Here is a 26,767-nt window from a genome sequence, read left to right on the forward strand (position 1 = left end):
GATTCATGCCTGTCGTGCTAACGTGCACGCCATGTTTGCCGACATCAACAAAGGTATCATGGGACGTGCCGATGGTTTATACAATTTCAAGGCCTGATTGTTAATCGTTTTGCTATAAATATTAGATTACCTTTTGCCCGGTACGCGATACATCGCGATCAGTGGGGCAAGTGCTGACTACCAATCGTCTTGCTTAAAATACAAGACGCAAAAATCGACAAAAGACTGCACGAACGGGTCCATTGCGTGTTGTTTGCTTGCAATGCCCACTGATAACTGCGGACTTGTCTGCATCAGAGGAAGATATTTCACTCCATACATCGACAGCCTGCGCTGAGACTTTGGTACGGGACAGAAGCCCTGTCCTGCCGCAACAAGTGCGAGCGCAGTATGCATGGTGGTTATCTGCAGAAAATCACTCGTTTTGATCCTGTGCTTGATGAACAAGTCCCGAAACAACGCGCGCGTGCTGCCGCTGGCATGATGGCTCGGAAAACCTATCATCGGCTGATTATGCAATTCGGTGACCGATATTTGATCTCCGGCATGGGTCGTCCAGCCCTCAGGAATGGCAATCCAATAAGGCTCGGAGAATAGCCGAGTGACGACGACGTTCTGGTCATGCACGGGTTCCCGGACAAAGGCGAGATCGACATTTTCGGTTGTCAGGACGGCGATTTGATTCTGTGTTGCATGTTCAACCAGCTTGATCCTGACGTCTTTCCGGGTGTTGGCCCATTGCGCAAGCAATCGCGGTAAAAACGTATAGGCATGTGCATGTAATATTCCAAGGCGCAAGGTGTTCATGTTTCGTAATCGGGCATCCCGAATGACTTCTGCACACTGGTCAAGATCGGCAAGAATGCGACGGGCATGAGGAAGAAGACTTATGCCGTCATCGGTCAGCGATACGCTTCGCGTGGTACGGCAAAACAGGGCGCAGCCCAGTTCCTGTTCCAGTGCACGAATATGCTCGCTCAAAGGCGGCTGACTGATGCCCAGACGCTCCGCAGCGCGGCTGAAGTGCTGTTCCTCTGCGACGGCGACAAAATAGCGCAATTTTTTAATATCGATCATTTATCTTATTTTCATATTAATAATGGGATAAAACTATATTGGACTATCATAATAGTGAACAATTATACTCCCCTCTGTTGCTCAGATCAGAGCTCAATTGGAGGACAATTTCATGGAAATCAGGAAGCTTACCGGAACCATCGGGGCGGAGATTTTTGGTTTGGATGTATCCAAGCCGTTTTCGTCGGCGATTCTGGCCGATGTACGTCAGGCTCTGCTGGATCATTGTGTGATTTTTTTCCGCGATCAAGAGTTATCGATGCAGGAACATATTGCCTTTGTGCAGCAATTCGGTGAAATCAGTACAAGCCCGGTTTACAAGACGCTGGAGTCTCATCCGCAAATCATGCCCGTGATCAAGGAAGCCACGGATACTGGGATTATTGGAGACACCTGGCATACCGATGAAACATATCAGGAAATGCCGCCTCTGGGCTCGGTGCTGTATGCCCGGCAAGTGCCATCTTTCGGGGGAGATACCCTATGGTGCAATCTTTATCGGGCGTATGAGAACCTCTCGGATAGCATGAAAAAGCTGCTTGAAGACATGTCGGCCATCCATACCAACGAATACCTTACCGGCAATGTTGCCGCGCGCAACGAGGGACGATCAACAAAGCTGTTGGAGACAGTGGGTGTAAATTACGTGGCTCATCCGGTGATCCGTACTCACGAAGAGACCCAGCGGAAATGTCTTTTTATCAATCGCCCCTTTACGCATGCGTTCGAGGGCATGACGCGCGAGGAAAGCCTGCCCTTGCTCAATTATCTATACGATCACAGTACAAAGCCTGAAAACACCTGCCGCTTCAGATGGCAGAAGGGCTCAATCGCCTTCTGGGATAACCGCTGTACGATGCATTATGCCATTAACGATTATCCCGGGCAGCGGCGAGAAATGCATCGCATCACCGTCAAGGGCGTCAAGCCTCGGTAAAAACAGCCCAGTGCTCGAGCACGCATTTTTCCTGAACAGCAACGTAAGAAGCCGAGGCAGACGAGTACGTAGCGTTGTGCGATGCTAGCGGGTTGGTGAACGCAGTGCATCGGCAGGCGTATTGCCATCGAGCCGGATAATCGGTACTGCGCCTGTAGCGTTTTCGGGTAAACTGCTTTTGTCTGGCAATTTGAGCTGGATTACTTTGCAGATCAATACCGATTACAGCGATGAAACGAACGACAGGCATTCGCATGACCGTGTGGCTGGGCATACTCGCCGTATGCCTGGCCGTGTTCATGCCTGGCGTCAATGCATTGAAAAACCGCTATCAGGGCAGCGGCAACGACATTTTCATGGCTGATATCTGTTATGGTGCGCAGGCTGTCCAGGCGCCTGCCGTGGCTCAGAACAGCACGACATCGCCCGGGCTGCCGGCCAGCGGCCACAGCACACACGCAGACGCTGATGAGGCCACCGCTGGTTTAAGCATTACTCACGCCGCGCATGGCGGGATGCCGACATTGTTCGCTTCCCTGGCCGGTAGTGATTCTCCTGCCTCCTCAGGCCACAGCGCCGATCACAACGTCGAATGTCTTTATTGTGGCTTCTTCACCCATCATCTGCCGTTGCTGTACAGCGCAAACTTGCCGACCATGTCCTATGGCTTTGTCGGCCGGATAGCGCCACAACATCAGCATGCCTCCTATTATGCGCAGCCGGCCTTTGTGCCCCTGTCACGCGCCCCTCCGGTATTTTCCTAAAAAACGCTGTTCCCATGTCGACATGATGCTGCGGCTTAGCCTCGCAGTGCATCCTGTCGCCGCATCGTTATCTGTTTTTCAGGAAATCTCATGATGTCCCGTACGCGACACCCCTCGGCCGAAACTGCTGGTGCGGCCGCCTTGCCGATGGCCCGTTATGCCATGCTCTGGCGCTGGCATTTTTATGCCGCCCTGTTTGTCATGCCTTTGCTGATCGTGCTCGGTATTACCGGCACTATTTATCTGTATAAGCCTCAAATCGAGGCGGTGGCCTACAAGTCGCAGCTGTATGTCACGCCCCAGGCCTCGCCCAGGCTGCCGCAGCAAACGCTCTATGAAATCGCCCAGGACAGTACGCCTGTCGGCGTACCTATTCTGACGGCTGAAATTCATAATGCACCCGATCGCAGCGCGCAATTTACCTATTCGGATCCGGTGCAGGGCAAGTCCAGTATTTTCTTGAATCCTTATTCGGGCCAGGTGCTGGCCAAAATGCCCACGCTCAACTTCAACGCAACCTACTGGATCGGCCTGGCGCGCCAGATTCATCGCGGTCTGCTGCTGGGTAAAACCGGAGAAGTGTTGATGGAGCTGGCTGCCTGCTGGACGCTGATCATGGTCGGCACTGGTGTGGCGCTGTGGTGGCCACGTCGGAAAAATGGCCTGAAACAGGCCATGATGCCGGATGTGAAGAAAAAGGGCCGCCCGTTCTGGCGTGAAATTCATGCAACATTGGGCATTATCCTGGCTGCCGGCGCGGTGTTTTTTGTCCTGTCGGGGCTGCCATGGACCAGCACCTGGGGCACGCAGTTCAAGCAGTTGGTGGCGCAAGTCAATTTGGGCTATCCACCGGATCCACCTGGCAGCACGTCGCAGGCGCATGAGGGGCACAAAGCAGAGGCAGTTGCGCCCACCCGCGTGCAGGATTTGCCGCTGGAGCATACTGCCTGGGGGGCGGGTCTGCTGCCTGTCCCGCAATCGGGATCATCGGCGCAACAGCCGCGCGCTTCAGTGCATGCAGAGCACCGGGGCCAGCATCACCAGGCGCATGAGGCGAATGAGGCGCAGCCAGGCCACGACAATCATGCTGCCCATGGTGCCGACAAGGCAGGCGCAAACAATGCGATGGCGATGCCCAGCGGCCATGGCCAGCATGAAGGGGCAGCCGAGCCGATTCCGCTGGATCAGGTCATGGCGTTGGCGCACGCCAGCAATATTGCCGACGAGTATTCGATTGCGCTTCCGGCGAACCGCTCCGGCGTCTATTCGGTCTCCTATTACCCGGGTGATCCCACCGGCGAAAAAGTGATGAATGTGGATCAGTACAGCGGCAGGGTCATCAATGGCGTTTCCTATGATCAGTACGGCGTGATCGCGAGAATTATTTCCTTTGCCGTGTCCCTGCATATGGGCACCTATTTCGGCTGGATCAACCAGTTGCTCTGTGCCATTATTGCCCTGGGCCTGTGCACCATGGCCGTGACCGGCTTTGTCATGTGGTGGAAACGTCGTCCGGCGGGCGGTCTGGGCGCGCCCCGCGTTCCCGATGCGCTACCCAGCATGCGGGGCTGGATGATCGGACTGGTGATGTTCGGCCTGGTCTTTCCTGTGACCGGCGCAAGCATGCTGGTAGTATGGCTGCTGGACCGGTGGTGTATGGCTCGTTATCGTCGCGTAAATGGGTTCAGGACAAACACGGTGTGATAAGGGAATGTCGGAGAGGCTGACCGGATATTCTGTCGGTTGGTATACTCTGTCCCTGGACAAACAACCCCACGGATGCATTGCTGTATGAAAACCCTGCTCGCTGTATTGATGGGATGGTGCCTGGGAGCGCTTGCACCTGCGGCTGCACAGAGCACCGAACAGGTCTCGCCCTGCATTGCGCATACGTCGCAAAATAGCGCGCATGTGCATATCGTCAAGATCGATTTGTCCTGCCCATCGATTCAGCTGGTGGGTACTGCGATTGGAACGGCACCCACCACAGTCAAGAATTTTGCGTTTCGCAATCGACTCAATGTCGCCATCAATGCCTCTTTTTTTGACCCTCAGTACCGGCCGCAGGGCCTGGTCATCAGCGATGGTCGTCGCTGGAGCAACACCCGCGATACGCGCCAGCACGCGTTTCTGGCCTGCACGGCCGATAACCGTTGCCGGATCGATAAGCCCAACCATAAGGCCAAGGTGGATCCACAGTGGCGTACCGTCATTTCAGGATGGCAGAATCTGCGCGGCGGCACCTATGTCTGTCCACGAGGCGCTTCAGCCAGTTGCAATCGCAATGCGCGCGGGGCGCATCCGCGTACGTCAGTGGGTCTCAGTCGTGATGGGCGCTGGCTTTATATTGTTGTCGTAGAAGGCAGGCTGCCTGGTTTTGACGGGTTTACATTGAACCAGCTTGCCAGGCTGTACCGTTCGCTTGGCGTGCGCGATGCGATCAATCTGGATGGGGGCAGCAGTACCACTTTGGTCATCAATAACAAACGCGTTAACGTCCTGCCATCGCGTCAGCTGTTTCTGGAGCGCAGTGTCGCAAATCAGTTCGGTATTCGCGACACTACCGTGCGCTAGACACTGATCGCCGCACTATTTCACTTGTGGATTCGGGCTGTCATTTCCAGCTCGCGTCGACTTTCGAAATAACGCTCCATGCCGGTCACCGGATCGGTAAACTGCATGCTGCGCGCCAGCAGCTGCAAGGGGTTGTCAAATGTTTCATCAGTGCGCAGCGGTTTGAGTTCCGGATAGTATTCGTCATTGCAAATGGGCATGCCCAGGGCATTCATATGCACGCGCAATTGATGCTTCCTGCCCGTGACCGGCTCCAGCCGGTAATGACCCAGTGTGCCGTTGTGCGCCAGAAGTTCAATCCGGGTGCGGCTGTTAGGCAGGCCGTCAATTTCGTGCATGACAAAGACCTGTCCGCTGCGACGGATCAGGCTTTCGCGTAACAGGGGGAACGTCAGGTCACCACGCCAGGGTGCAACTGCTTCATAAATTTTGTGTACGGATCGGGTTTGGAATAAGGTCTGGTACACGCCGCGGCGATCCCGGTCTGCGCAGAACACCAGAACGCCGGCCGTGTCCCGGTCCAGTCGGTGAATGGGGTTGATATGCGGGTTACCCAGTTGATCGCGCAGACGCACCAGCGCCGTCTGGTGCAAATGGCGGCCCCCGGGAATACTGGCCATGAAATGAGGCTTGTCGATGGCAATCAGCAATTCATCCTGGTACAGAATGTCGATATCGAACGGAACGACCGTTTCCACGGGCACTTCCCGGTAGTACCAGAGCCAGGTGTCGGGAGGGAAGGGGCTCTCCAGCGAGAATGGCTTGCCCTGCGGGTCCACCATATCGCCTTTGGCCAGCCTTGCCCGAAGAACGTCGGCGTCCATACGTGGGAACTTGGCGAGCATAAAGCTCAGCAGATCGGGCCAGGTTTCGCGCGGCAGGTAGACCCGGCTGGGCGCGACGCCATTTTTGACAGGAAGCGGGGGGAGCACAGACATACAGCAGGCAAAGTGTGATGAAAATAAAAACCGCAAATAGGAAATTGCAGGACGGGCAGATCGGTTGTATATGGCAGATGAAATGATGCTGCGGCGGTGCTGTTGCTATTGCAATTGGCATGGCGCATTGTCCGCTACATACCAGGGCCCTGCCGCTTTAATGCTTGTCCGGTTCGCGGCAGGCACCGCTTGCGACGATGCCTGCCATTGCCAATAGATTACCTCAGAGCAGCCAGAATGGCTTCGACGGTTGCCTTGGCGTCGCCGAAACACATGCTGGAGTTCTCGCGGAAGAACAGCGGGTTCTGCACGCCGGCATAGCCGGTGTTCATTGAGCGCTTGAACACCACCACATCACGCGCTTTCCACACTTCCAGTACCGGCATACCAGCAATGGGGCTGGCCGGGTCTTCGCTGGCAGAGGGATTGACTGTATCATTGGCGCCAATGACCAGGACCACATCGGTATCAGAAAGGTCGTCATTGATTTCGTCCATTTCCAGCACGATATCATAGGGAACCTTGGCCTCGGCCAGCAGCACGTTCATATGACCGGGCAGGCGGCCTGCAACAGGATGGATGCCAAAGCGCACGTCAATACCTTGCTTGCGCAGCAATGATGTGATTTCAGCGACCGGATACTGCGCCTGCGCCACCGCCATGCCGTAGCCGGGGGCGATGACCACGGAACTGGCGCCCTTGAGCATCTCGGCCACGTCTTCGGGCTTGATCTCACGGTATTCGCCGGTCTCTTCTTCGCTGCTACCACTGCTGCTACCATCCGTGCCGAACCCGCCGGCAATCACTGATAAAAACGAGCGATTCATGGCCTTGCACATAATGTAGGACAGAATGGCGCCGGATGAACCGACCAGGGCGCCGGTCACGATCAGCAGGTCATTGGCCAGCATGAAGCCGGCTGCCGCTGCGGCCCAGCCTGAGTATGAGTTGAGCATGGAAACTACAACCGGCATATCGGCGCCGCCAATGGATGCGACCAGATGCCAGCCGAAGGCCAGTGCAATGATGGTCATGATAATCAGTGCCGTTGTGGAGCCGCCGTTAGAGACGAAGATCCACAGCAGGATGAAAGACACAACCAGCGCCGCGGCATTGAGCTTGTGTTTGTGTGGCAAAGACAGCGGCTTGGAGCTGAAGCTGCCGCGCAACTTGCCAAAGGCCACAATCGAACCGGTAAAGGTGACTGCGCCAATGAACACGCCCAGGAATACCTCGGTCAGGTGAATATTGAGTAACGCGCCTTCGGGCATGGCGTGCTGTTGTGCTTCGATATAGCTGTTATAGCCGACCAGCACGGCGGCCAGACCCACGAAACTGTGCAAAACGGCAACCAGTTCAGGCATCTGGGTCATCTCTACCTTGCGTGACAGATGCAGGCCAATGGCGCCGCCGATCAGCATGGCCACGATCACCCAGATCACCGAGGCGGAGTTGGGGCCCAAAATGGTTGCGATCAAGGCGATGGCCATCCCGGCCATGCCGAAACCGTTGCCATAACGGGCGGTGTCCTGGCGGGACAGACCGGCCAGACTGGCAATGAAAAACAATGCCGCAATAATGTACGCGGCCGTAACGAATCCTGCACCCATCTTATTCTCCTTTGCCTTTCATGAACATTTTCAGCATGCGCCGTGTAACGAGGAAACCACCGGCAATGTTAATGCTGGCAATGAGGATGGCGATAAAGGCCAGGATATTGACCAGGCCGGAGCCGTGGCCGATCTGCACCACGGCGCCGATCACAATGATGCCGGAAATGGCATTGGTGACCGACATCAATGGTGTGTGCAGGGCGTGTGTCACGTTCCAGACCACGTAATAGCCGACAACGCAGGACAGGACAAACACCGTGAAGTGAGACAGAAATTCTGCGGGCGCGTTGGTGCCGATCCAGGCAAAAATCACGCATACCAGGGCCAGGACGCCGAATTTGAAGGCGGGCGATTTGGGTGGTTTGACTGGTTTGGGTTCTACTTTCTTGGCTGCAGGCTTGTTGGCCGCTGCGGAGACCTGAATCGCCGGAGGCGGGTAGGTAACGCTGCCGTTATGCACAACGGTCATATTGCGAAAAACAGTGTCTTCCTGGTCCAGCAGAATCTGCCCGTCTTTTTCCTTGCTCATGAGCTTGCTCAGATTCACAAGGTTGGTGGCGTACAGTTGTGAAGACTGGGCGGGCAGGCGGCCGGGCAGGTCGGTATAGCCAATGACCTTGACGCCGGACGCGGTCGTGATGACCTGGCCGGGCTCGGTGTATTCGCAATTGCCGCCAGCTGCGGCAGCCATATCCACGATGACCGAACCGGCGCGCATGGAGTCGACCATTTCACGTGTGATCAGCTTGGGTGCAGGTTTGCCGGGAATCAGGGCTGTGGTAATGATGATATCCACTTCTTTGGCCTGCTCGGCGAACAGCGCCATTTCCGCCTTGATGAATTCTTCGGACATGGTTTTGGCATAGCCGTCGGAAGACGAGCCGTTTTCATCGCCAAACTCCAGTTTCAGGAACTGGCCGCCCATCGATTCAATTTGTTCGGCCACTTCCAGGCGGGTATCGAAGGCGCGTACGATAGCGCCCAGCGAACCTGCGGTACCAATGGCTGCCAGACCGGCCACACCGGCACCGATAACCAGCACTTTGGCTGGTGGCACTTTGCCGGCAGCAGTGATCTGGCCAGTGAAAAAGCGTCCGAAATGATGCGCGGCTTCAATAACGGCGCGATAGCCGCCAATATTGGCCATGGATGACAAGGCATCAAGCGATTGGGCGCGCGAAATACGCGGCACCATGTCCATGGCCAGCACGGTGATGCCGTGCTCAGACAGTTTCTGCACGAGTTCGGGATTTTGTGCCGGCCAGATGAAACTGACCAGCGTGGCGCCCGTTTTCATGCGGGCAATTTCAGTGTCGTCGGGCGCATTGACCTTGTAGACGAGGTCAGATTGCCACACCTGATCGGCAGGGGCGATGCTGGCGCCCGCCTTTTCGTAGGCGGCATCGTCAAAGCTTGCTGCGGCGCCTGCGCCTGATTCGATCACAACGGTGAATCCCAGCTTGAGCAGCTGTTCTACCGAGGTCGGCGTGGCGGCGACACGCGTCTCCCCGGCAAGTTGTTCTTTTACTATCCCTATCTGCATGCAGATCTCCTTTGTAGCCTCCCCGTTTTCGGGGCGTCAGTAACCGGAAAGTTACATCATACGGAGACTGACGTGTTTTGCAAGGCGATTGGCCTGATCAGGCGTTTTTGCTGCCAGATTGTGCATTCCTCAATCAGCAGGTGACCCATTTGCGTGCGCCGTTGGCCAGTCAGACGCGGCGTGATTGCGCCAAAGCTGAAGGCCACTTGCGTGATGGCTGAGACCGAGAATGCATAGCCCACGCCGGCAACGCCGGGTGTGATGGTGCTTTCAATCGAGGCATAGCCGTTGCGCCTGGTCAGGTGGCATTTTTCCAGCAGCATGGGCAATGACAACCCCGACTTGCGATAGATCTGTTCATGCCGTTTGTAGATCACCTCGATGTCGGCGTCGGTATGTGTTGCCAGCAATGCGAGGCCGCCGGCGCCAATGCCCAGAAGACGCCTTTCACCGACGCCAATGGTGAATATGCGCACCGGAAATGCACCGTGTTCGCGAAGCAGGCACAGCACCTGATCGGCTTGCTGTATGACCAGGAAGACGGTGTCTTCGGACAGGCGCGACAGCTTCATGGCCAGGGGGCGCAATTGATCGATCACCGGCGCATGGTGCATGGTGGAAAAACCCATTTGCATGGCGTCGATGCCCAGTTGAAAGCGTTTGCCGTCGGTTTCGCGGCGCGCAAAATTTTCTTCGAGCAGGCAGGTGAGCAGCCGATGCGCTGTGGAGCGTTCCAGCCCGCTTAAGGCGGTCAGCTCACTCAGCGTCAGGCCGTGTTCATTGTGCTGCGCGATCAGGCGCAGCAGCGAGAGTGCGCGGCGGATGCTCTGTGCGCCGGCTTGCTGTTTGGTGTCCATAATATGGGAATTTATTAAAAAACATTTTGTATTGTAGGAGTGGTTGATGCGTTAATGCAATCAAAAGCGACATTCAACAGACCTCGCCATGGGTCATAAAGGAAGAGACAATGGGCTATCAGCATATAGAGGTATCGGATCAGGACGCCATACGAACGATGACATTGGCGCGGGCCGGGGCGCGCAATGCGCAGAGCCAGGCGCTGCTGGATGAACTGGATCAGGCCATGCGTGAGGCCGCTGCCGATCAAACTGTCAGGGTCGTGATTATTGGCGGCGCAGGTGACCATTTTTCTGCCGGCCATGATTTGAAGGAAGCCCAGGCCAGCCGTGCCGATTTCAGCGTAGAGCAGCGCTGGGCCTACGAGTCGCTGCGGTACTTTGATTACTGCATGAGAATCTGGGATTTTCCCAAGCCGGTCATCGCCCGGGTGCAAGGGGCCTGCGTGTCCGGCGGCTTCATGATCGCCAATATGTGCGATCTGGTGGTCTGTTCCGACGACGCGTTTTTTTCCGATCCCGTTTGTCATACGCTGGCAGCTGCAGCCACCGAGGTCCTGATTCATCCATGGGTCATGGGATTGCGTTGCGCAAAGGAAATGTTGTTTACCGGCGAGCGAGTAACCGCCGAGCAGGCCTTGCAAATGGGCATGGTCAACCGCGTTGTCCCGCGCGCGCAACTGAACGATGAAACCATGGCGCTGGCGCGACGGGTTGCAGCGGCACCGCCGTTTGCCCTCACGCTGGTCAAAAAATCGCTGAACCGGACACTGGATGCACAGGGTCTGCGTACCGCACTGTCTGCTCATTTTGATGTTCATCAGCTTTCGCATATGAGCGACGAGTTTGCCCAGGTCAAGAAAAAAGGTCTGGCCCAGGCGATCCAGCGCAACAAAAGCGGTGACAGTGCATGAGTCTTGAACCGTTATTGAATCCGCGTTCCATTGCGATGATCGGGGCCAGCGACAATGCCGGCCGCATTGGCGGCATGCCGCTGGAGCTGTTGTCGCACTTCGGTTTTGCCGGAGAGGTCTATCCGGTCAACCCAAAATATGACGAAGTGTTCGGTTATCGCTGTTACGCGCAGGTCGAAGACTTGCCCGAAGTGCCGGATCTGGCTGTCCTGGCCATTGGCGCCCGCGATGTGACCGCCATGTTGCGGCGCTGTCATGCCGTTGGCATTCGCGCTGCCGTGGTCTATGCCGCAGGATTTGCTGAAGAGGGCGCAGCAGGCTTGCTGCTGCAGCAGGAACTGGTGCAGTTTTGCCGAGAAAGCGGCATGCAGGTGGCCGGCCCCAACTGCATGGGCCTGGCCAACCTGAATACGCGTGCATTCACGGCATTTGCCGCCATCTTCAAAACCGCCAGCATGCAAAGCGATACAGGCTGCGTCAGCGTGCTCACGCAAAGCGGTAATGTATGTTCTGCGCTATACGGGCTGGTGCGTGCCCAGGGCTTGCCCGTTTCACATTTCATCAATACGGGCAATGAGGCGACGGTGGATTTTGCACAGTATCTGGCGTATCTTGCGGATGATCCGCATACCGAGATTGTGCTGGGCTATGTAGAACAAATTCGCGATGGTCGGCGATTCATTGACGCCTGCCGGCGCTTTCAGGCGCAGGGCAAAGTGCTGGTGGTGCTCAAGGCAGGCGTGACCGACAAGGGCGCGGTGGCCGTGCAATCGCATACGTCTGCTTTGGCGGGCGATCAAAAGATATACGAAGCAGCCTTTCGCGATCTGAATGTGATTGCTGCAGACGACTTCGCGCAAATGGCCAATATAGCCATGCTGGCGCGGCTGCGCCATCGGACCGCAGGCGCGCGCATTGGCGTGGTGACCATGTCGGGCGCACTGGGTGCGATCCTGACCGATCGTTTCATTCAGGCCGGCCTGCAGTTGCCGGATCTTCCCGACGATGTACAGGCGCAACTGCGCCAGGGCATTCCGGCTTATGGCATGGTGGGCAACCCTGTGGATGTGACCGGCAATATTGTCAATGATCCGCAATTTATCGTGCAGGTGCTACAAGCGCTGGCGATCACGCCCGCACTGGACACGGTGGTGATCAATGCGCCAGGGTATATGCTGGACCGCATGGCGCAGCCGCTGATTGATGTCGTACAGAAATATCCGCGCCTTTTTGTTGCAATCGATACCGGCAGCGCGAGCTGCCGTCAGGCCTTGCGTGAGGCGGGCGTTGCCGTGTTTGACGATTTGGGACATGCGGTCAGGGCATTGGGACCGTTTTTGACTTGGCAGGAACGTCGTGGCCAGCCGAATGCGCCAGTTGATGACACTTGTGATGGCCATACGTGGATTGATTCGCAACCGATGGCCGGGCGAGTCAAGGCGGCGAGCGGCCATGCCCGGATTGATGTGCCACATTTACCCTGTCACGAAGGGGACGCCCGCCACTACCTGGCTGGTTTCGGTTTGCCTGATCCGGATGTGCGCATTGTCGGGACGCGTGAAGAAGCGGCTGCGCTGGCTGACCAGTTAGGCGTGCCGCTGGCGATGAAAGTGGTCAGCGCCGATCTGGCGCACAAGACAGAGGCAGGTGGCGTGTTGCTCAATATCACGGGCGCGCAGGCTGCGGCCCAGGCATATGAGCAAATTTTGGAAAACTGCCGCAACTATCAGCCCGGCGCGGCGATTGCAGGTGTGATGATCACGCCAATGCAGCAGGGCGTGGCTGAGTTGTTGGTGGGCGCTACGCGCGACCCTGTATTCGGACCGGTGTTAACGGTGGCGCTGGGCGGAATCATGACCGAAATATATCGTGATACGGCACATGCTCTTTTGCCGGTCACACACAGCGAGGCGGTGCAACTGCTGCGCAGCCTGAAGGCCTTTGCCTTGCTGGACGGTTTTCGCGGTCGACCAAGCGCAGACGTGGATGCCGCAGCACAAGCCATGGTGGCTGTGGGGCACGCATTTGTGGCGGGCCAGCCGATACTGGATCAGATCGAAATCAATCCGTTGCTGGTGCGGCAAGCCGGCTCGGGCGTGGCGATGCTGGACGCCCTGCTGCTTGCAGATACAGCGACGCAGGCATCAGTGGTGCAGGGGTGATCATACGGTAGCGGCCTGGTCTGCGTAGATGTTCTTTTTTGGTAGGCGCTGCTGTCTGCCTCAGTGGCCGGACCGGCACAGAGCTAATGCAGGGATGACAGACGGGTAAGAGCCGCCGTGCCGACTAGAGCGGCAGAGGTGTCCGTAAGTACCGTTGTCATGAAAGTAACGTATCCGAAATGCAGTTGTGGTAGCAACACGTGGTTTGAAGTCAATTGAATAAAACAGAACGGAGACAAACAATGCAAAAAAAACAAACCTTACTCAAGTGGATGGGCCCGGCCTTGCTGATGGCAACGGGTGCGCTGGCGATCTTGCCGGGAGCGGCACGGGCAGCTTACCCGGACAAGCCAATTACGATCGTGATCCCCTTTGCTGCCGGCGGTGCCGCCGATACCCTGGGCCGATTGCTTGCTGACAAGATTGGTCAGAAGGTCAAGCAGCCGGTGATTGTGGAAAACAAACCGGGCGCAGGCACGCTGATCGCGTCGCAGCATGTGGCGAACGCCAAGCCCGACGGCTATACGCTACTGCTGGCCGCATCTTCGCTGGGCACGATTCCCAGCATCAACAAGAACGTCAAATACGACCCGGTGAAAAGCTTTGTGCCGATTACCCAGGTTGCCTCGGTGGTCCATGTTATCTCTGTCAACCCTGAGGTGCCGGTCAAGAACGTAAAAGAGCTGATCGAATATCTGAAGCAAAACAAGGGCAAGGTGAGCTACGCCTCGCTGGGCACCGGATCCTCGACGCAACTGGAAGCCGAGATGTTCAAGAATATGGCCAATGTCGACATGCAGGATATTCCTTATAAAGGCAGTGCGCCGGCGTTGACTGATCTGATCTCCGGGCGGGTGCAGGTCATGTTCGATGCCTGGGCATCAACCGGGCCTTATGCCAAGGCAGGCAAAGTGAAGGTGCTGGCTGTGACGACGGACAAACCGTCGCCTTCTATTCCCGATATGCCGACCATTGCCCAGGCGGTGCCCGGTTTTTCTGCCATGCCCTGGCTGGGGCTGGTCGCGCCCAAAGGCACGCCTGCCGAGGTCGCGCAGGTGATTTACAAGGTGGTGCATGAGAGCGTGCAGCAGGACGATGTGAAAGCGAAATTCAAAACGCTGGGGCTGGATGTGATTGCCAGCGATCCGGCCACTTTCGGCCAGTTCATCAGCAAGGATGTCAAAACCTGGGGCGAAGTGATCCGCAAGGCCAATATTACGGTGAACCCATAATGACAGATGAAATGCTGCCACAAAGCCCCGAGGCGTTCCGTGCTTATGTCAGGGCGTGGATGGCAGAGCATTATGCGCAGTTCCAGCGTGACTGGCCCGGCAGGATCGATCCGGTCTCGCTGCAATACCGGCGAGCCTGGGAAGATACCCTGTGCCGCCACGGCTGGTCCGGACTTGGCTGGCCGCGGGAATATGGGGGCAAGGCGCTGCCGCTGTCACATCAGGCCATATATCTGGAAGAGCTGGCCCGCAGTGGCGCGCCTCTCGGGGTTAATCTGATCGGACATGGCATTTTCGCGCCGACGCTATTGCACTTTGGTTCGCCGGCGCAAAAGGCGCGGTATTTACCGGCTATTTTGCACAATGAAGCGATCTGGTGCCAGGGTTATTCGGAACCGGGGGCTGGTTCCGATCTGGCGGCGGTAACCAGCCGGGCGCGTAAAACGGACGGCGGCTATGTTCTGGATGGGCACAAAATCTGGACGTCCTTTGCCAATCTTGCCGATTACTGTTTTGCTTTGGTTCGTACCGACCCGAACGCGCAACGACACCGCGGCTTGAGTTTTCTGCTGGTGGACATGCGCCAGCCCGGTGTCCGGGTCGAGCCCATTCGGCAACTGACCGGCGAGGCAGAGTTCTGTGAAGTTTTTTTTGAACAGGTCAATGTGCCATCGGATTGCCTGCTTGGTCAGGAGGGCGATGGCTGGCGGATGGCGATGGCTGCAGCCAGCTTCGAACGCGGCACCTATTTCATTCCCCGGCTGGTGCAGTTCGAAGGCGAGCTGGGGCGGGTGCGCGGGCTGATCGACAGCGTGGCGCAGGGTTTGAGCCCGATCGCGCTGCAGAACTACCGACAACGCTGGGCAGCCTTGTTCGCCGATAGCATGGTATTGCAGTTGAAATCACGTCGCGCTTTGCTGGCCGCCATGAACGGAGATCCGCCAGGCCCTGAAGGTTCGTCAACCAAGGTGCATTGGAGCGAGGCGCACCAGCGCATGCTGGATTTGGCGCTGGAATTGCTTGGATTGAACCTGTGCGCGCCTGCCATGCAGATGCAGGCCGAAGCGGCATTCTTTGCGCATGCCAGCCTGTGGTCACGGGCCGAGACCATTTTGGCCGGCACCTCGGAAATTCAGCGCAACATTATCGGTGAAAAAGTACTGGGACTGGCAAAGGGATAGAGATGCAACATACCGATGACGATTTGCTGCTAGACCCGGTCCGGCGGTTTCTTGCCGAGCAATGCCCGCTGACGGCGCTGCGTGGCGCCTTGCTGACAGACAAACCACTTGCAGGGGGCGTATCAGGGGGCGTCTTACGGCCAGCGCCCGGGTCGGCATCGCTGCCGAGCGGCAAGGTCGCTGCCGATGATGCCAGTTGTAATGGCCATATATTTGCCAGGTTGTGGTCGCAGTTGTGCGAACTGGGCTGGCCGGGGTTGCTGGTGGGTGAAGCCCGCGGCGGTATCGGACTGGGCATGTCGCAGGCCGTCAAGGTCATGGAGCTGGCTGGCAGCGCATTGCTGCCGCTGCCACTGGGTACGTGGATGAACACGAGCGCATTTCTGTCTGAGCAGGCTGCGCACTCCCCGGTATCTCAATGGCTTGATCGCTGCATGCATGATGGACGCCTTGCCGGATTTGCCATCGATGCCGGCCAAAACAGACTGTTTGTACCGTATTGTCGTCATGACAGCCAGATATTGTTCCTGAGCTATGCGCAAGGCAAGGTTTGGGCCAGGGTGGCTGATGGTATCGCTGGCGGTCCGGGCATCGATCCGTTTATACATAACGGCTGGCTGGGCGCACCTGTATGGCAAATGCAGGACGATTTCGCATGTGATAAGGTCAGTTGGGATGCCTTCGAACTGCGTTCCCGTATGCTGGTGGCCGCCGAGCTATTGGGGGTGGCGGCGCGGGCCCTGGACATGACCAGTGCGTATGCACGGGAACGGCAGCAGTTTGGCCGTCCCATCGGCAGTTTTCAGGCGATCAAGCATCGGCTGGCCCAGGACTGGATGGACCTGGACAATGCCCGTTTGCTGTTGACACAGGCTGCAGCGTGTATGGATTCGGCAAATACAGATCTGGCACAGGCTTGCCCTGAATTGCCAGACCAGGAAGTCCGCCGCGGCGCAGAGCTGGCCGGGCCGACGCTTGCTGCACAAGCACAAGACAGGGCGGATCAGGGCGCAACGGGCGAGACATACATTGAAGAAACGACCCTGATGGCGATATTGGCCGAGCATACGATCCAGCAGGCTGCCAGCACGGCCGTGAGAAATGCCCTGCAGGTGCATGGCGCGCTGGGCATGACCTGGGAATGCGATGTGCATTTTTATCTGAAACGCGTGCATTTTCTTTGCGCCATGATGAATCATCGGCACACTGAGGCAGACCGGCTGCAGCAGGTGTGGCAGCTGAGCGCGGGCCGGATGGCCATATAAGTGCACAATATCGCTTGACGGCAGGGGGGGCACTGGCTATTGTTATGGACCCGCTTGCCTGTGCAGATAAATATCGCTGTGATTTCATGGTTCCGCCGCCACACTCTGGTCGCTCATCTTCTTGTTATTGCGCTTGCCGTGCTGCTGTATTGGCTGTGGCCGGTAGCGGCATTTCTGACCGTCGCCCTATATGTGGCCGTGCTTGGCGTGGCCAGCATGAATATGGCAAGCAATTTGTTTGTGGACACCCTCAGGCATGTTCGTCCTGATGGGGGCGCAATCGGAAAACCAGGCGGGCAGATTGCCATCAGTTTCGATGATAGCCCTACCGAAGGGACCGCGCAGGTTCTGGCCATACTCAAAGCGCATGACGTGAAGGCGACGTTTTTTATTGTGGGCGCTCATGCCGCTGCCCGTCCGGAGCTGTTGCGGCAGATTGTCCAGGAGGGGCACGCCATTGGCAACCACAGCTATAGCCATGCCCATACCCTGCCTTTTAAGCGGCCGGCCACGATTCTTGCCGATATACAGCGTTGCAGCGAGACCATAGCGGCCATTACCGGCGTGACTCCCCGTATGTACCGACCGCCATTTGGTGTGGTCAATCCGGGGATTGGCAAGGCGGTGAGGGCCAGCCGGCTGCCCTGCGTGGGCTGGTCATTGCGCTCCTTTGATACGGCGACTGCCCGTCCGGCGCGCCTGCTGTCGCGTATCACAGGCAGACTGGAGCCTGGTGCCGTCGTGCTGTTGCATGATTACCCGGCGGTCACGCCGCAAATCCTGCCCGATCTGCTGCAGGAAATAAAGCGGAGAAATTTCACTTGTGTTCTCCTGTCGCCCGAGACGCTGCAGCCCTGATACCGGTTCCGTAACCGGGCGGCCGCCGCGCACACGCCCTTGGACGCGCTTATATGCCAAGATCGGCGGACACCATGGGTACGACAGAGGCGACGAGCAGCAGCGCCATCACGATGTTGAAGCCGCGTTGCGTTGCTGCCGTGGTAAACAGCCTGCGCATAAGGGTTCCGCCAAACATCCACACACTGATGCACAACAGATTGATGACGATTGCCATCAGGGAAATTTGCAGCAGGGTCAGCTGTCCGATATTGTCTGGTACATAGATGCTGAACATGCTGATCACCATGATCAGGGCCTTGGGGTTGATCCACTGGAACAGCACGGCGTTCCAGAAACCGAAAGGGGACGCTTCGTTCTGGACGGAAAGCGGCGTCGGGGTAATTGAGGCTATTTTCCAGGCCAGCCACAGCAAGTAGGCCAGCGAGGCGATCTTCAGTAGATCAATCAGCCAGCCGGCGTGCAGCATGACCCAATGCAGGCCGAAAGACATCAGCACGATCATAAGCCCCATGCCCGCACTGATTCCCAGGCAGTGCGGAATGGTGCGGCGCACCCCGAAATTGACCGAAGAGGACAGCAGCATGAGGTTGTTGGGCCCCGGGGTTACCGAAGAGACGGCGATAAAAATGGCAAATGCCATGAGCATGGTGTAAGTCATGAGAGTCTCGATACAGGTCTTGCGTGAACAGACACTATATGACAAGATACCGGTACAGTACCGATACAGTTGTGTGCTGTTTTTTCCTTCCTGTACTGCTGCTTTTACCGGAACAGATTGATGACAAGCCAACCCAGCCCTCCCGTTTCTGCCCAACTGCTTAAGCGATCCGCTGCCAGCGATGGCCGTCGCAACGACCAATCGCCACCTGCGCCCGCAGGGGTCGCTGATACCCATGTCGATCACGACCATCAAACCCCGGGGGCGCCGCTGCTGGCCCATTGGCAGCCGGTGCGGTCGGGTTCGCACACCCTGGTGGACCAGATTGTGGATCGTTTTGTTGTCTGCATTGAGCAGAATGTGTTCAGGTAGGGCAGTCGCCTGCCGTCCGTGCGGCTGCTGGCGCAGGAATTGAATGTCAGTCGCTATACGATTGTCGAAGCGTATGATCGCCTGGTTGCGACCAATCACATTACCGCCAACGCCCGGTCCGGCTATTTCGTTCAGCATAAAAGACAGCCGGCACGGGGCATAAAAAGCGGCGAGATCGTACCGACACTGTCCCAGGATAAAATTGATGTCCCCTGGATTCTGAATCGCCTGTTTTCGCAGCAAAACAATCTGGGGCTGAAGCAGGAGTGGCTGGACACCGAGATCGTCGCGCGTTCCATTCGCAAAGTGGCCCGCAAGATGCAGCCATCTGCGCTCATGTATGGCGAGCCCTTTGGTTTTGCGCCGTTGCGCCAGACCATCATGGCTCAGTTGGCTGCGCACGACTTGCATGTGCAGCCGGCGGGCGAGGTGCTGCTGACCACCGGCGTGACGCATTCGGTGGATCTGTTGATCCGTCAACTGGTCCGGCCTGGCGATTATGTGGTGGTTGAAGAGCCTTGCTGGTTTGTCGTGTTTGCCTATTTGCGCATGGTCGGTGTGAATATTCTGACGGTGGCGCGAACACCGCAGGGGCCCGATACAACGCAACTGGAGGCGCATTGTCGCAAGCATAAACCGGTCCTGTTCATCTGCAACAGTACCGTGCATAATCCTACCGGGTTTACCTTGAGCGCACGTGCCGCGCACGACGTCCTGCGCCTGGCCCAGCAATATGACATGTGGATTGTCGAGGATGATACCTACAGCGAACTCAGTGCAGGCCCACCGCTGCGTATCAGCACGCTGGATCAGTGCGAGCGCACGTTTCTGCTTGGCAATTATTCGAAGACGCTGGGTGCTGCGATGCGAGTGGGCTTTATTGCCGGGCCTGCAAATATTTTGAATGAAATAGCCATGCTCAAACTGCTTTCCGGCCTGTCCACCTCAAGCCTGAATGAGCGTGTTATTCATGAAATCATTCACGGCGGGCATTATCGTTCTTATATAGAACGGCTGCGGCAACGTATCAATTGGGCGCGTACCAAGATGCTGGAGCGACTGGGCGATCTGGGCTATGTCCTGGCCCAACCTCCTGCTGCCGGGCTGTTTCTCTGGCTCGACATGTCCCGCGACGCCGAACCACTGGCTCGCCAGTTGAACCTGCACAACATTCCCGCCACGCCCGGCTCCCTGTTTTATCCTGATCAGCGCGTCAGCACTTACCTGCGTCTGTCGGTCAGCAGTTATGATCATCCCCATTTATGGGATGCGCTGGCCGCCTGGCAGCAGGGCTGATCAGCGCCAGGCATGGCCGATTGGCAAGCTTACCATCTGGATAGGTAACTTGCAGGCCTGCGACATCATTTCCGGCGCTATTGAACGCCATTTTGCACACCATTTAGCATGCCAGTCGGGGCGCCAGCGCCTGATTCACAAGGGGCAGGGTAATGAATCAGGTTCAGGCTTCGTGCAACGGAGCAGTGGCGGCATGATGCTTGACCGTGTCGGCTGCCTGCCTGGCGCCGTGGGGATCGGAAAATAGCGGGCTGCTGCCGATGATCTGGCCGTTGGCCGCTTTCAGATTGAAATAGGTTTTGCCGTTGGCGGATTTTTCAAAAACGTAGCGGCTGTCCGTTCCTGCATTCTTGCGAACCGACTCGATTCCATTTTTGGCCGAGGCAAGGGTCGTATAGGTTTCACTTCTAAGGACAGATGCGCCATCTGCTGCGTGCAGGGAAAAATGAAACTGGCCATCAACGGATTTTTTGAGTTCGAATGAAGCAGACATAGCAATGAATTTCCTTGCAAGTGTAATGGAATAAATACCGCATGAAAGAAACTGCCTGGCAAAGCATACTGCAAATTCGTGGAATGTAGAATGAAATAATATGTCTGGCCCTCTTGGGGCAGGGTGTTGCGGTACAGGCAGGCGGTGCGCAAAACCTCGGGGTGGTGCTGTGCCCGCTCAGATGTCGGTTGGCAAGTGTCATGCTGCGCTGCCAGATAATAATCGCGCTTGTAGGCGCAAGCGACAGGCGTTGTCGGGCGCCTGGTCCGTCATCGATCTCGCATCAACCACGCCATCACCTTGCTTGCAGCCACCGACAGTTTCACGGGACTGCAATTGCCTCAGTCTTGCCTGGGGTCTACTTGCTCGGGTATTTGTTGCTCAGGGGTCTCTTGTTCAGGAGCATCTTGCGGCGCAGGCGGTGTCAGTTGCCTGATTTGTAATTCGGCTGCCGCTGCCCGTGTCTGCACGGCGCTGACAAGCCCGACCAGATCGTACTGCTCGCCATTCATGTCTACTGCGCCGGCAGAGGCCAGTGACGGGTCACCCTCAATATTCAAGCTCAGGCCAATCTGATCCTGTTTACGGTACAGCAACTGGTTCCTGACCAGGATATCGATAATGGTGTCCAGTTTTTCTGCTGCCGTGGGCTCGACGGTGGATCCGGGTGAGGCCACGGCGCCGGACCTGAGCTGACTGACCCTGTCCGCGGCGCCTTGCGGCATGGCCTGATCTGCCTGCAGCTCCATGCGAACCGAGCGCAGGGCATTGAGCAGCAAGGCGTAGGGATCGTTACCGAACCGCGATAGCAGCGGAACCGGGTTGTTCAGCGCCACGTTGATCGAGGCTTTGGCAGACCCTTCCGGCAGGGTCCAGGTAATGGGCCCTACAGTGAGCTCGGGCTTGCCCGAGAGCATCAGGTCCAGGCTGGTCAGCAAAGCCATCCATTTCTGTTGTGGCACTGCCTGGTCACCGGGCTGGCCGACATTGAGCAACTGCTGCCAGGCTTGCGCTATAAACTGCATGGCGCCGGCACGGTCCAGTCCTGAAGCGGTCACGGTATATTGCAGTTTGCCAAGATCGGTGCCGTTGACGCGGACCTGGTTCAATACGGTATTTTGCTGCAGCGCCAGCAGGCTGTCCTGGGTGTCCGCTTTTGAATCGGTCTGATACTGGTCGATTTCCAGTCTGGCATCATCACTGGCAAGCGAGAATGCTGCCAATGTCGATTGTTGGCGCCATAGCGGGTTCTTTGTATCGCGACCGTCATAATGGGACGACATGGCAAGGTCCCGGAAAATTAAAGTGCTCGTACCGTTTTCGGTTTTCGGCGGCGTGACCTGTATCAACGGCATGTTTCCGGAAAACTGGGCCACCCGGTTTGTCGCGTCAACTGCGCCTTCAAAGTTCATGCCATCAAAATGCAGCTGGCCGTCTCGGATATTATTGAACGCGAGCGAGGCCACGCGTCCGCGATACCGTGTCTGTCCGTCAAGATGGGTGGTCAACAACAGTTCAAGCGGCGGCTGCCCCTGGCTCAATTCGAACAGGCGCGCGGTTTTTTCATTGTTGATCAGTGTGACGTGGCTGAGTGCCCGCACCGGTTCCAGTTTGCCCTGCTGCAGTCGGGACAGGGGCAGGGGGCCATGCTCGACCTGCACGTTAAAGTCCAGCGAATGCGACTGACCGGCATTGTCAAGTCGCAGGGTCAGCGTGTAAGTGGAAGAGAACAGGCCGGCATCTTTTTTCTCCGATGTCACTTGCACGGGAAGCCCGTTGCTGCGCAGTTGTGCGTTGATGTCCTGTGTGCGACGGATGACCTGTTCGTCCACTTTTGTGCCGCTATACCATGTGCCACCGAAGTAGCCCAGTATAACCAGCAGCACAACGGCAGCCAGTGTTTTGGTGATTTTTTTGCCCATGATATTTGTGATGTGCAACATTCAATGATGTTGCGGCATGCCCCAATGAGTTTAATATTCCGCCGGCCCGATTGCAGGCGCAATGTTGCGGAATGTAAGATGTGGCTTGCGGGGAAATTGCCCGAATGAAACTGTGGATGAATTGTAAATGAAAAAAGTCTATCTTGCCGGCTTTGATGTCTTTCGGTCGGACGCGGCCAGCTATGGGCAGTGGCTCAAAACGCTATGCGCGCGTCATGGGTTTGCCGGGTTGTATCCCCTGGACAACGCAGCGCCGCAGCAGTTGAGCGGCACGGCGCTGGCCGACTGGATTTACCGGGCCAATATCGCGCTGATCGAACAGGCCGATTGTGTCATGGCCAATCTGAACCCGTTTCGTGGCCTGGAGCCCGATTCCGGAACCGTGTTCGAGGTGGGCTATGCTGTGGCCAAGGGCAAGCCCGTATGGGCCTATACCGAACAGACACAGGCGCTGGTGGCGCAGGCCGGCGTGCAGGCGCAGGATGGGCGCGTTGTTGATGCGCAGGGTTACACGGTAGAGGATTTCGGGATGAATCTGAATTTGATGATTGCCTGCAGCACGCAGATTGTGCAGGGTGATGCATTGGCGTGTTTGCAGGCGATGCAGGCAGACGGTTCATGATGCGGGCGGCGGGCCCGCAACTGGGCTCATCATCCGGGCGCGTGCCTGGCTTTTTACTTGCTGCCTTTGCGCTTGACCTTCTTTTTTTCGGGTAAGGCCAGCATGGTGCCGCGGCAGGCCTGTGCGCCGCACAGGCACTTGTACTGTTGGCGCAGCGTTTTGGTGATTCTGCCGTCCATGATCAACCCGTAATCATAAAACAGTTCTTCGCCCTTCAGAATATCGCGAATGGCATATATATAGACACGTTTGCCGCCGCTTCCTTCCTGTGTCTCGCAATTGGGATTGCAACTGTGATTGACCCAGCGCGAGTCGTTGCCACCATTGCCGCCATCAATGATCCTGCCGCTGCTGGTGGAAAAAAAGAAAGTGTGAAACGGATCATCCGGATTGACCGGGTGCATATCATCGGCCTGTTTGGCGCTGATGCGTTTGCCTGTGTATTCAATGATGCGCGTGCCTTGCGGTATATTACGAGCAGCAAAAACACCGTTGCCGTGCAACGTCGATTTGCGCACGACATGCCAGGGTGGGTTGGCGATATTTTTCTTTTTTTCGATCATTTTTTCTTGACGCCAAAGCAATGGTCCAGTGTGGGGAAAGTGCCTTCGCGTACCTCATTGGCGTAGGCTTGCACGCCATCGCGGATGGCGGCCTGCACGTCGGAAAACTGTCGTGCGAATTTGGGAATGCGATTGGGCGTCAGGTTGAAAATATCTTCTGCCACCAGGATCTGACCATCGCAGTCGGGCGAAGCGCCAATGCCAATGGTGGGAATGCTCAATGCCTGTGTAATGCGGCGCGCCAGGGGCTCTGCGGTGCCTTCGATCACCACGGCAAAGGCGCCGGCCTGTTCCTGTGCCAGTGCATCCTGGTAGATGATTTCGGCCGCTTCATCCGACATGCCCTGCGCCTTGAAGCCGCCCATGGTGTTCAGATACTGAGGCATCAGTCCGATGTGAGCCAGCACGGGAATACCGCGGTCGACCAGAAAGCGCGTGGTTGCAGCCAGCGGCGTGCCGCCTTCGTATTTGACGGCATCGGCGCCCGATTCCTTGAGCAGGAATGCGGCGTTGCGAAGGGCCTGCTCGGGCGACTCCTGATAACTGCCAAAAGGCATGTCTACCACGACGCAGACATTCTGCGTGGAACGCACCACCGCCCGCGCATGGGCAGCCATCTGTTCCAGGGTGATGGCCAGTGTGTTCTCCATGTTGTATCCGACCATCGCGGTGGAGTCCCCGATAAGGATCATATCCAGATACTCGTCCAGCACCCGGGCAAAGGGCGCGGTATAGGATGTGAGCGAGACGATTTTTTTCTGGTTTTTGTAGGCCCGCAATTGCGGGACGGTAATCCGTTTTGCTGTGGTATGCACACTCATCAAAAGCACCTTTCTTGAAATACGGCTGGCCGTCTGCGGCCACATGGCGAAGGGGTAAGTTTACCGTGTAATCGCGGGTTTTCTGTCAGTGCATTACAAAAAGGATATTATTTAAGCTTCTATGGAAAACCTGTCTGTCAGTTGGATTTGAATAATGAACACACCCCAGAACGATACGCCTGCCTTCAATGGTGCCCGATTGATGCTTGAAACCCTGATTGCAAACGGGGTCGATACCATTTTCGGCTATCCCGGCGGTGCCGTATTGCCGCTGTACGATGCGCTGTATTCCGAGCCGCGCATCCACCACGTGCTGGTTCGCCACGAACAGGCTGCCATGCATGCGGCCGAGGGGTATGCGCGCTCTACCGGCAGGCCCGGCGTCGTACTGGTCACCTCCGGCCCGGGTATGGCCAATACCACCTCGGGGTTGCTCGATGCACTGTGCGATTCGATCCCGGTCTTGTGTATCAGCGGGCAAGTAGCAACCGGCGCCATCGGTACCGATGCCTTCCAGGAGTGCGATGCGGTGGGTATTTCCCGGCCGGTCACAAAATGGAATGCCCAGATCAAGCGTGTTGAAGATGTGGCCGCCATGACCGCCAAGGCCTATAACATTACGGCTGCCGGCCGCCCCGGCCCGGTGCTGATTGATTTTCCGAAGGATATCCAGATGGCGCAGGCGCCGCAGGAGCCGGAAAGCGAAGTGATCGAGCCCGCCGTCAATACGGCTGGCCAAATGACCTCTTCCGTAATGCAGGCTGCCATCAAGCGCGCCGCTTCGCTTATTGCCAATGCCAAGCGCCCCGTGTTTTATGGTGGTGGCGGACTGATCAATTCCGGCCCGGACGCCTGCGAGGTCTTTTCAAATCTGGTCAGCTACACAGGTGCGCCATGCACGCTCACGCTGATGGGGCTGGGTGCTTTCCCGGCCAACGACAAGCAGTTCGTGGGCATGCTGGGCATGCATGGAACGCTGGAGGCCAATTTGGCCATGCATCATGCGGATCTGATCGTATGCATCGGCGCACGCTTTGATGACCGTATAACCGGGCGTCTGTCCGACTTCTGCCCGCACGCAGTCAAGATTCACCTGGATATCGATCCGGCATCTATTGATAAAGTGGTGCGCGCCGACGTTGCGCTGGTGGGTGACTGCTATCCGGTGCTCAAGTCACTGTTTAATGAGGTCAAGTCGCTGGAGCGCGAACCCGGGTTGATCGACGATTGGTGGACGCGCATTGAAAAATGGCGCAGCACTAATTGTCTTGGCTTTACGCCGTCGGACGACGTGATTCTGCCGCAGCATTTACTGGCAACTGTCAATGACCTGATTGAAGGCCGGGACGTCATTGTGAGTACCGATGTCGGCCAGCACCAGATGTGGGCCGCGCAGTACCTGAAGTTTCGTGAGCCCAATCGCTGGCTGACCTCGGGCGGTGCCGGCACCATGGGTTACGGCGTGCCTGCCGCGATTGGCGCGCAAGTGGGCAATCCGGATTCACTGGTGGTATGCATCAGCGGCGATGCGTCCGTACTCATGAATATCCAGGAACTGTCGACCGCGATCCAGCACGAAACGCCGGTCAAAGTGATCCTGTGCAACAACCGGCATATGGGCATGGTCCGCCAGTGGCAGGAACTGATTCATGACGGGCGCTATAGCCACAGCTATAACGCTTCCATTCCCGATTTTGTGGCACTGGCCACGGCCTTTGGCTGGGGAGCGGCCACGGTGTCTGATCCGCTGCAGTTGGAAGATGCCATCCGTGACTGCTTTGACTATGAGGGTCCTTATTTCCTGAATGTGGAAGTGCAGCCGCAGGAGAACTGCTTTCCCATGATGCCGGCTGGCTATGGCCATCAACAGGTCATGCTTTCCGAAGATACCTGGTACGTGGAAGAATAATCAGGACGCCTGTCCTGTTTGAGCTGGAGCCCGGTCATTGTCATGGCCGGGCTTTTGTTTTGATAGCGCGGGCATTGTATTGCCGTCATTCTTCCGGTGCGCATTGTTTATTATTATTGATATATAGTAATTACTAAATAATATATATTAAACTTGCCATATTCTTTAAAAT

General features: G+C 56.9%; 23 protein-coding genes and 1 pseudogene. 14 read left to right on the forward strand and 10 right to left on the reverse strand.

Going from position 1 to position 26,767, the window contains the following annotated elements; genetic code table 11:
* Positions 1 to 177 precede the first annotated feature (177 nt).
* Positions 178 to 1,077, reverse strand: a complete 900-nt coding sequence (locus tag INT32_RS07990; RefSeq protein WP_193088199.1) for a LysR family transcriptional regulator — start codon at positions 1,075 to 1,077, stop codon at positions 178 to 180.
* A gap of 112 nt (positions 1,078 to 1,189) precedes the next feature.
* Between INT32_RS07990 and INT32_RS07995 the strand changes: the two genes are divergently transcribed.
* The 4 genes from INT32_RS07995 (at position 1,190) to INT32_RS08010 (ending at position 5,352) form a co-directional block, all read left to right on the forward strand.
* Complete coding sequence (locus tag INT32_RS07995; RefSeq protein WP_193088200.1) at positions 1,190 to 2,014, forward strand: TauD/TfdA family dioxygenase; 825 nt, start codon at positions 1,190 to 1,192, stop codon at positions 2,012 to 2,014.
* A 230-nt stretch (positions 2,015 to 2,244) separates the two neighbouring features.
* Positions 2,245 to 2,778: a DUF2946 family protein gene (locus INT32_RS08000; RefSeq protein ID WP_193088201.1), complete on the forward strand. Its 534-nt coding sequence runs from the start codon at positions 2,245 to 2,247 to the stop codon at positions 2,776 to 2,778.
* 90 nt (positions 2,779 to 2,868) lie between these two features.
* Positions 2,869 to 4,482, forward strand: coding sequence for a PepSY domain-containing protein (locus tag INT32_RS08005; protein WP_193088202.1), 1,614 nt, complete (start codon positions 2,869 to 2,871; stop codon positions 4,480 to 4,482).
* 87 nt (positions 4,483 to 4,569) lie between these two features.
* Positions 4,570 to 5,352: a phosphodiester glycosidase family protein gene (locus INT32_RS08010; RefSeq protein WP_193088203.1), complete on the forward strand. Its 783-nt coding sequence runs from the start codon at positions 4,570 to 4,572 to the stop codon at positions 5,350 to 5,352.
* 20 nt (positions 5,353 to 5,372) lie between these two features.
* Here the strand turns inward: INT32_RS08010 and INT32_RS08015 are convergent, their stop codons facing one another.
* The 4 genes and pseudogenes from INT32_RS08015 to INT32_RS22360 form a co-directional block, all read right to left on the reverse strand.
* Positions 5,373 to 6,290: a pseudouridine synthase gene (locus INT32_RS08015; protein ID WP_193088204.1), complete on the reverse strand. Its 918-nt coding sequence runs from the start codon at positions 6,288 to 6,290 to the stop codon at positions 5,373 to 5,375.
* Positions 6,291 to 6,508: 218 nt separating this feature from the next.
* Positions 6,509 to 7,900 carry a Re/Si-specific NAD(P)(+) transhydrogenase subunit beta gene (pntB, locus tag INT32_RS08020; protein ID WP_193088205.1) on the reverse strand — a complete coding sequence of 464 codons (1,392 nt, stop codon included), beginning with the start codon at positions 7,898 to 7,900 and terminating at the stop codon, positions 6,509 to 6,511.
* A gap of 1 nt (position 7,901) precedes the next feature.
* The gene (locus INT32_RS08025; RefSeq protein WP_193088206.1) at positions 7,902 to 9,446 is read right to left on the reverse strand and encodes a Re/Si-specific NAD(P)(+) transhydrogenase subunit alpha; all 1,545 of its coding nucleotides are present in this window, start codon (positions 9,444 to 9,446) and stop codon (positions 7,902 to 7,904) included.
* A gap of 683 nt (positions 9,447 to 10,129) precedes the next feature.
* A pseudogene (locus INT32_RS22360) lies at positions 10,130 to 10,303 on the reverse strand (helix-turn-helix domain-containing protein); the annotation flags it as partial.
* Positions 10,304 to 10,413: 110 nt separating this feature from the next.
* Between INT32_RS22360 and INT32_RS08035 the strand changes: the two are divergent.
* The 6 genes from INT32_RS08035 (at position 10,414) to INT32_RS08060 (ending at position 17,915) form a co-directional block, all read left to right on the forward strand.
* Positions 10,414 to 11,217 (forward strand): enoyl-CoA hydratase, encoded by an 804-nt coding sequence (locus tag INT32_RS08035; RefSeq protein ID WP_193088208.1) that lies wholly within the window; start codon positions 10,414 to 10,416, stop codon positions 11,215 to 11,217.
* Positions 11,214 to 13,379 carry an acetate--CoA ligase family protein gene (locus tag INT32_RS08040; RefSeq protein WP_193088209.1) on the forward strand — a complete coding sequence of 722 codons (2,166 nt, stop codon included), beginning with the start codon at positions 11,214 to 11,216 and terminating at the stop codon, positions 13,377 to 13,379. Before INT32_RS08035 ends, INT32_RS08040 begins: the two co-directional genes overlap by 4 nt.
* 242 nt (positions 13,380 to 13,621) lie before the next feature.
* Positions 13,622 to 14,611, forward strand: a complete 990-nt coding sequence (locus tag INT32_RS08045; RefSeq protein ID WP_193088210.1) for a tripartite tricarboxylate transporter substrate binding protein — start codon at positions 13,622 to 13,624, stop codon at positions 14,609 to 14,611.
* On the forward strand, positions 14,611 to 15,792 hold the full coding sequence (locus INT32_RS08050) for an acyl-CoA dehydrogenase family protein (protein ID WP_193088211.1): 1,182 nt from the start codon (positions 14,611 to 14,613) through the stop codon (positions 15,790 to 15,792). The genes INT32_RS08045 and INT32_RS08050 overlap by 1 nt, the downstream gene beginning before the upstream one ends.
* 2 nt (positions 15,793 to 15,794) lie before the next feature.
* Positions 15,795 to 17,057: an acyl-CoA dehydrogenase family protein gene (locus tag INT32_RS08055; RefSeq protein ID WP_193088212.1), complete on the forward strand. Its 1,263-nt coding sequence runs from the start codon at positions 15,795 to 15,797 to the stop codon at positions 17,055 to 17,057.
* A 60-nt stretch (positions 17,058 to 17,117) separates the two neighbouring features.
* Entirely contained in the window at positions 17,118 to 17,915 is a 798-nt protein-coding gene (locus INT32_RS08060; RefSeq protein WP_370540197.1) for a polysaccharide deacetylase family protein, read from the forward strand.
* Positions 17,916 to 17,964: 49 nt separating this feature from the next.
* Here the strand turns inward: INT32_RS08060 and INT32_RS08065 are convergent, their stop codons facing one another.
* Positions 17,965 to 18,576, reverse strand: a complete 612-nt coding sequence (locus INT32_RS08065) for a LysE family translocator (RefSeq protein WP_193088214.1) — start codon at positions 18,574 to 18,576, stop codon at positions 17,965 to 17,967.
* A gap of 120 nt (positions 18,577 to 18,696) precedes the next feature.
* Here INT32_RS08065 and INT32_RS08070 point away from each other — a divergent pair, with 120 nt between their 5' ends.
* Both INT32_RS08070 and INT32_RS08075 read left to right on the forward strand, forming a co-directional pair.
* Positions 18,697 to 18,948, forward strand: a complete 252-nt coding sequence (locus INT32_RS08070) for a hypothetical protein (protein WP_193088215.1) — start codon at positions 18,697 to 18,699, stop codon at positions 18,946 to 18,948.
* A 9-nt stretch (positions 18,949 to 18,957) separates the two neighbouring features.
* Positions 18,958 to 20,244 carry a PLP-dependent aminotransferase family protein gene (locus INT32_RS08075; protein WP_226816770.1) on the forward strand — a complete coding sequence of 429 codons (1,287 nt, stop codon included), beginning with the start codon at positions 18,958 to 18,960 and terminating at the stop codon, positions 20,242 to 20,244.
* A gap of 163 nt (positions 20,245 to 20,407) precedes the next feature.
* Here INT32_RS08075 and INT32_RS08080 read toward each other — a convergent pair whose 3' ends face one another.
* Both INT32_RS08080 and INT32_RS08085 read right to left on the reverse strand, forming a co-directional pair.
* Complete coding sequence (locus INT32_RS08080) at positions 20,408 to 20,737, reverse strand: YegP family protein (protein ID WP_130303200.1); 330 nt, start codon at positions 20,735 to 20,737, stop codon at positions 20,408 to 20,410.
* Between the two features lie 341 nt (positions 20,738 to 21,078).
* Positions 21,079 to 22,680 (reverse strand): YdgA family protein, encoded by a 1,602-nt coding sequence (locus tag INT32_RS08085; protein ID WP_193088217.1) that lies wholly within the window; start codon positions 22,678 to 22,680, stop codon positions 21,079 to 21,081.
* Between the two features lie 127 nt (positions 22,681 to 22,807).
* Between INT32_RS08085 and INT32_RS08090 the strand changes: the two genes are divergently transcribed.
* Positions 22,808 to 23,302 carry a nucleoside 2-deoxyribosyltransferase gene (locus tag INT32_RS08090; protein ID WP_193088218.1) on the forward strand — a complete coding sequence of 165 codons (495 nt, stop codon included), beginning with the start codon at positions 22,808 to 22,810 and terminating at the stop codon, positions 23,300 to 23,302.
* 53 nt (positions 23,303 to 23,355) lie between these two features.
* Here the strand turns inward: INT32_RS08090 and INT32_RS08095 are convergent, their stop codons facing one another.
* Positions 23,356 to 23,865, reverse strand: a complete 510-nt coding sequence (locus INT32_RS08095; RefSeq protein WP_193088219.1) for an SET domain-containing protein — start codon at positions 23,863 to 23,865, stop codon at positions 23,356 to 23,358.
* Positions 23,862 to 24,686 (reverse strand): 3-methyl-2-oxobutanoate hydroxymethyltransferase, encoded by an 825-nt coding sequence (gene panB, locus INT32_RS08100; protein ID WP_193088220.1) that lies wholly within the window; start codon positions 24,684 to 24,686, stop codon positions 23,862 to 23,864. The genes INT32_RS08095 and panB overlap by 4 nt, the downstream gene beginning before the upstream one ends.
* 154 nt (positions 24,687 to 24,840) lie before the next feature.
* Here panB and ilvB point away from each other — a divergent pair, with 154 nt between their 5' ends.
* Positions 24,841 to 26,595, forward strand: coding sequence for a biosynthetic-type acetolactate synthase large subunit (gene ilvB, locus INT32_RS08105; RefSeq protein WP_193088221.1), 1,755 nt, complete (start codon positions 24,841 to 24,843; stop codon positions 26,593 to 26,595).
* The last annotated feature ends 172 nt before the right edge of the window (positions 26,596 to 26,767 follow it).

The sequence above is a fragment of the Advenella sp. FME57 genome (assembly GCF_014897675.1).
GTDB lineage: Bacteria > Pseudomonadota > Gammaproteobacteria > Burkholderiales > Burkholderiaceae_B > Advenella.

Excerpts from the sequence above, each read along its gene's own strand:
- INT32_RS08065 (WP_193088214.1), bottom strand. The coding sequence starts at position 18,576 with ATGACTTACACCATGCTCATGGCATTTGCCATTTTTATCGCCGTCTCT.
- INT32_RS07990 (WP_193088199.1), bottom strand. The coding sequence starts at position 1,077 with ATGATCGATATTAAAAAATTGCGCTATTTTGTCGCCGTCGCAGAGGAA.
- INT32_RS08055 (WP_193088212.1), top strand. The coding sequence starts at position 15,795 with ATGCAACATACCGATGACGATTTGCTGCTAGACCCGGTCCGGCGGTTT.
- INT32_RS08045 (WP_193088210.1), top strand. The coding sequence starts at position 13,622 with ATGCAAAAAAAACAAACCTTACTCAAGTGGATGGGCCCGGCCTTGCTG.
- INT32_RS08015 (WP_193088204.1), bottom strand. The coding sequence starts at position 6,290 with ATGTCTGTGCTCCCCCCGCTTCCTGTCAAAAATGGCGTCGCGCCCAGC.
- INT32_RS08095 (WP_193088219.1), bottom strand. The coding sequence starts at position 23,865 with ATGATCGAAAAAAAGAAAAATATCGCCAACCCACCCTGGCATGTCGTG.
- INT32_RS08000 (WP_193088201.1), top strand. The coding sequence starts at position 2,245 with ATGAAACGAACGACAGGCATTCGCATGACCGTGTGGCTGGGCATACTC.
- INT32_RS08035 (WP_193088208.1), top strand. The coding sequence starts at position 10,414 with ATGGGCTATCAGCATATAGAGGTATCGGATCAGGACGCCATACGAACG.
- INT32_RS08070 (WP_193088215.1), top strand. The coding sequence starts at position 18,697 with ATGACAAGCCAACCCAGCCCTCCCGTTTCTGCCCAACTGCTTAAGCGA.
- INT32_RS08085 (WP_193088217.1), bottom strand. The coding sequence starts at position 22,680 with ATGTTGCACATCACAAATATCATGGGCAAAAAAATCACCAAAACACTG.
- INT32_RS08040 (WP_193088209.1), top strand. The coding sequence starts at position 11,214 with ATGAGTCTTGAACCGTTATTGAATCCGCGTTCCATTGCGATGATCGGG.
- INT32_RS08005 (WP_193088202.1), top strand. The coding sequence starts at position 2,869 with ATGATGTCCCGTACGCGACACCCCTCGGCCGAAACTGCTGGTGCGGCC.
- panB (WP_193088220.1), bottom strand. The coding sequence starts at position 24,686 with ATGAGTGTGCATACCACAGCAAAACGGATTACCGTCCCGCAATTGCGG.
- pntB (WP_193088205.1), bottom strand. The coding sequence starts at position 7,900 with ATGGGTGCAGGATTCGTTACGGCCGCGTACATTATTGCGGCATTGTTT.
- INT32_RS07995 (WP_193088200.1), top strand. The coding sequence starts at position 1,190 with ATGGAAATCAGGAAGCTTACCGGAACCATCGGGGCGGAGATTTTTGGT.
- INT32_RS08090 (WP_193088218.1), top strand. The coding sequence starts at position 22,808 with ATGAAAAAAGTCTATCTTGCCGGCTTTGATGTCTTTCGGTCGGACGCG.
- INT32_RS08025 (WP_193088206.1), bottom strand. The coding sequence starts at position 9,446 with ATGCAGATAGGGATAGTAAAAGAACAACTTGCCGGGGAGACGCGTGTC.
- INT32_RS08010 (WP_193088203.1), top strand. The coding sequence starts at position 4,570 with ATGAAAACCCTGCTCGCTGTATTGATGGGATGGTGCCTGGGAGCGCTT.
- INT32_RS08080 (WP_130303200.1), bottom strand. The coding sequence starts at position 20,737 with ATGTCTGCTTCATTCGAACTCAAAAAATCCGTTGATGGCCAGTTTCAT.
- INT32_RS08050 (WP_193088211.1), top strand. The coding sequence starts at position 14,611 with ATGACAGATGAAATGCTGCCACAAAGCCCCGAGGCGTTCCGTGCTTAT.
- ilvB (WP_193088221.1), top strand. The coding sequence starts at position 24,841 with ATGAACACACCCCAGAACGATACGCCTGCCTTCAATGGTGCCCGATTG.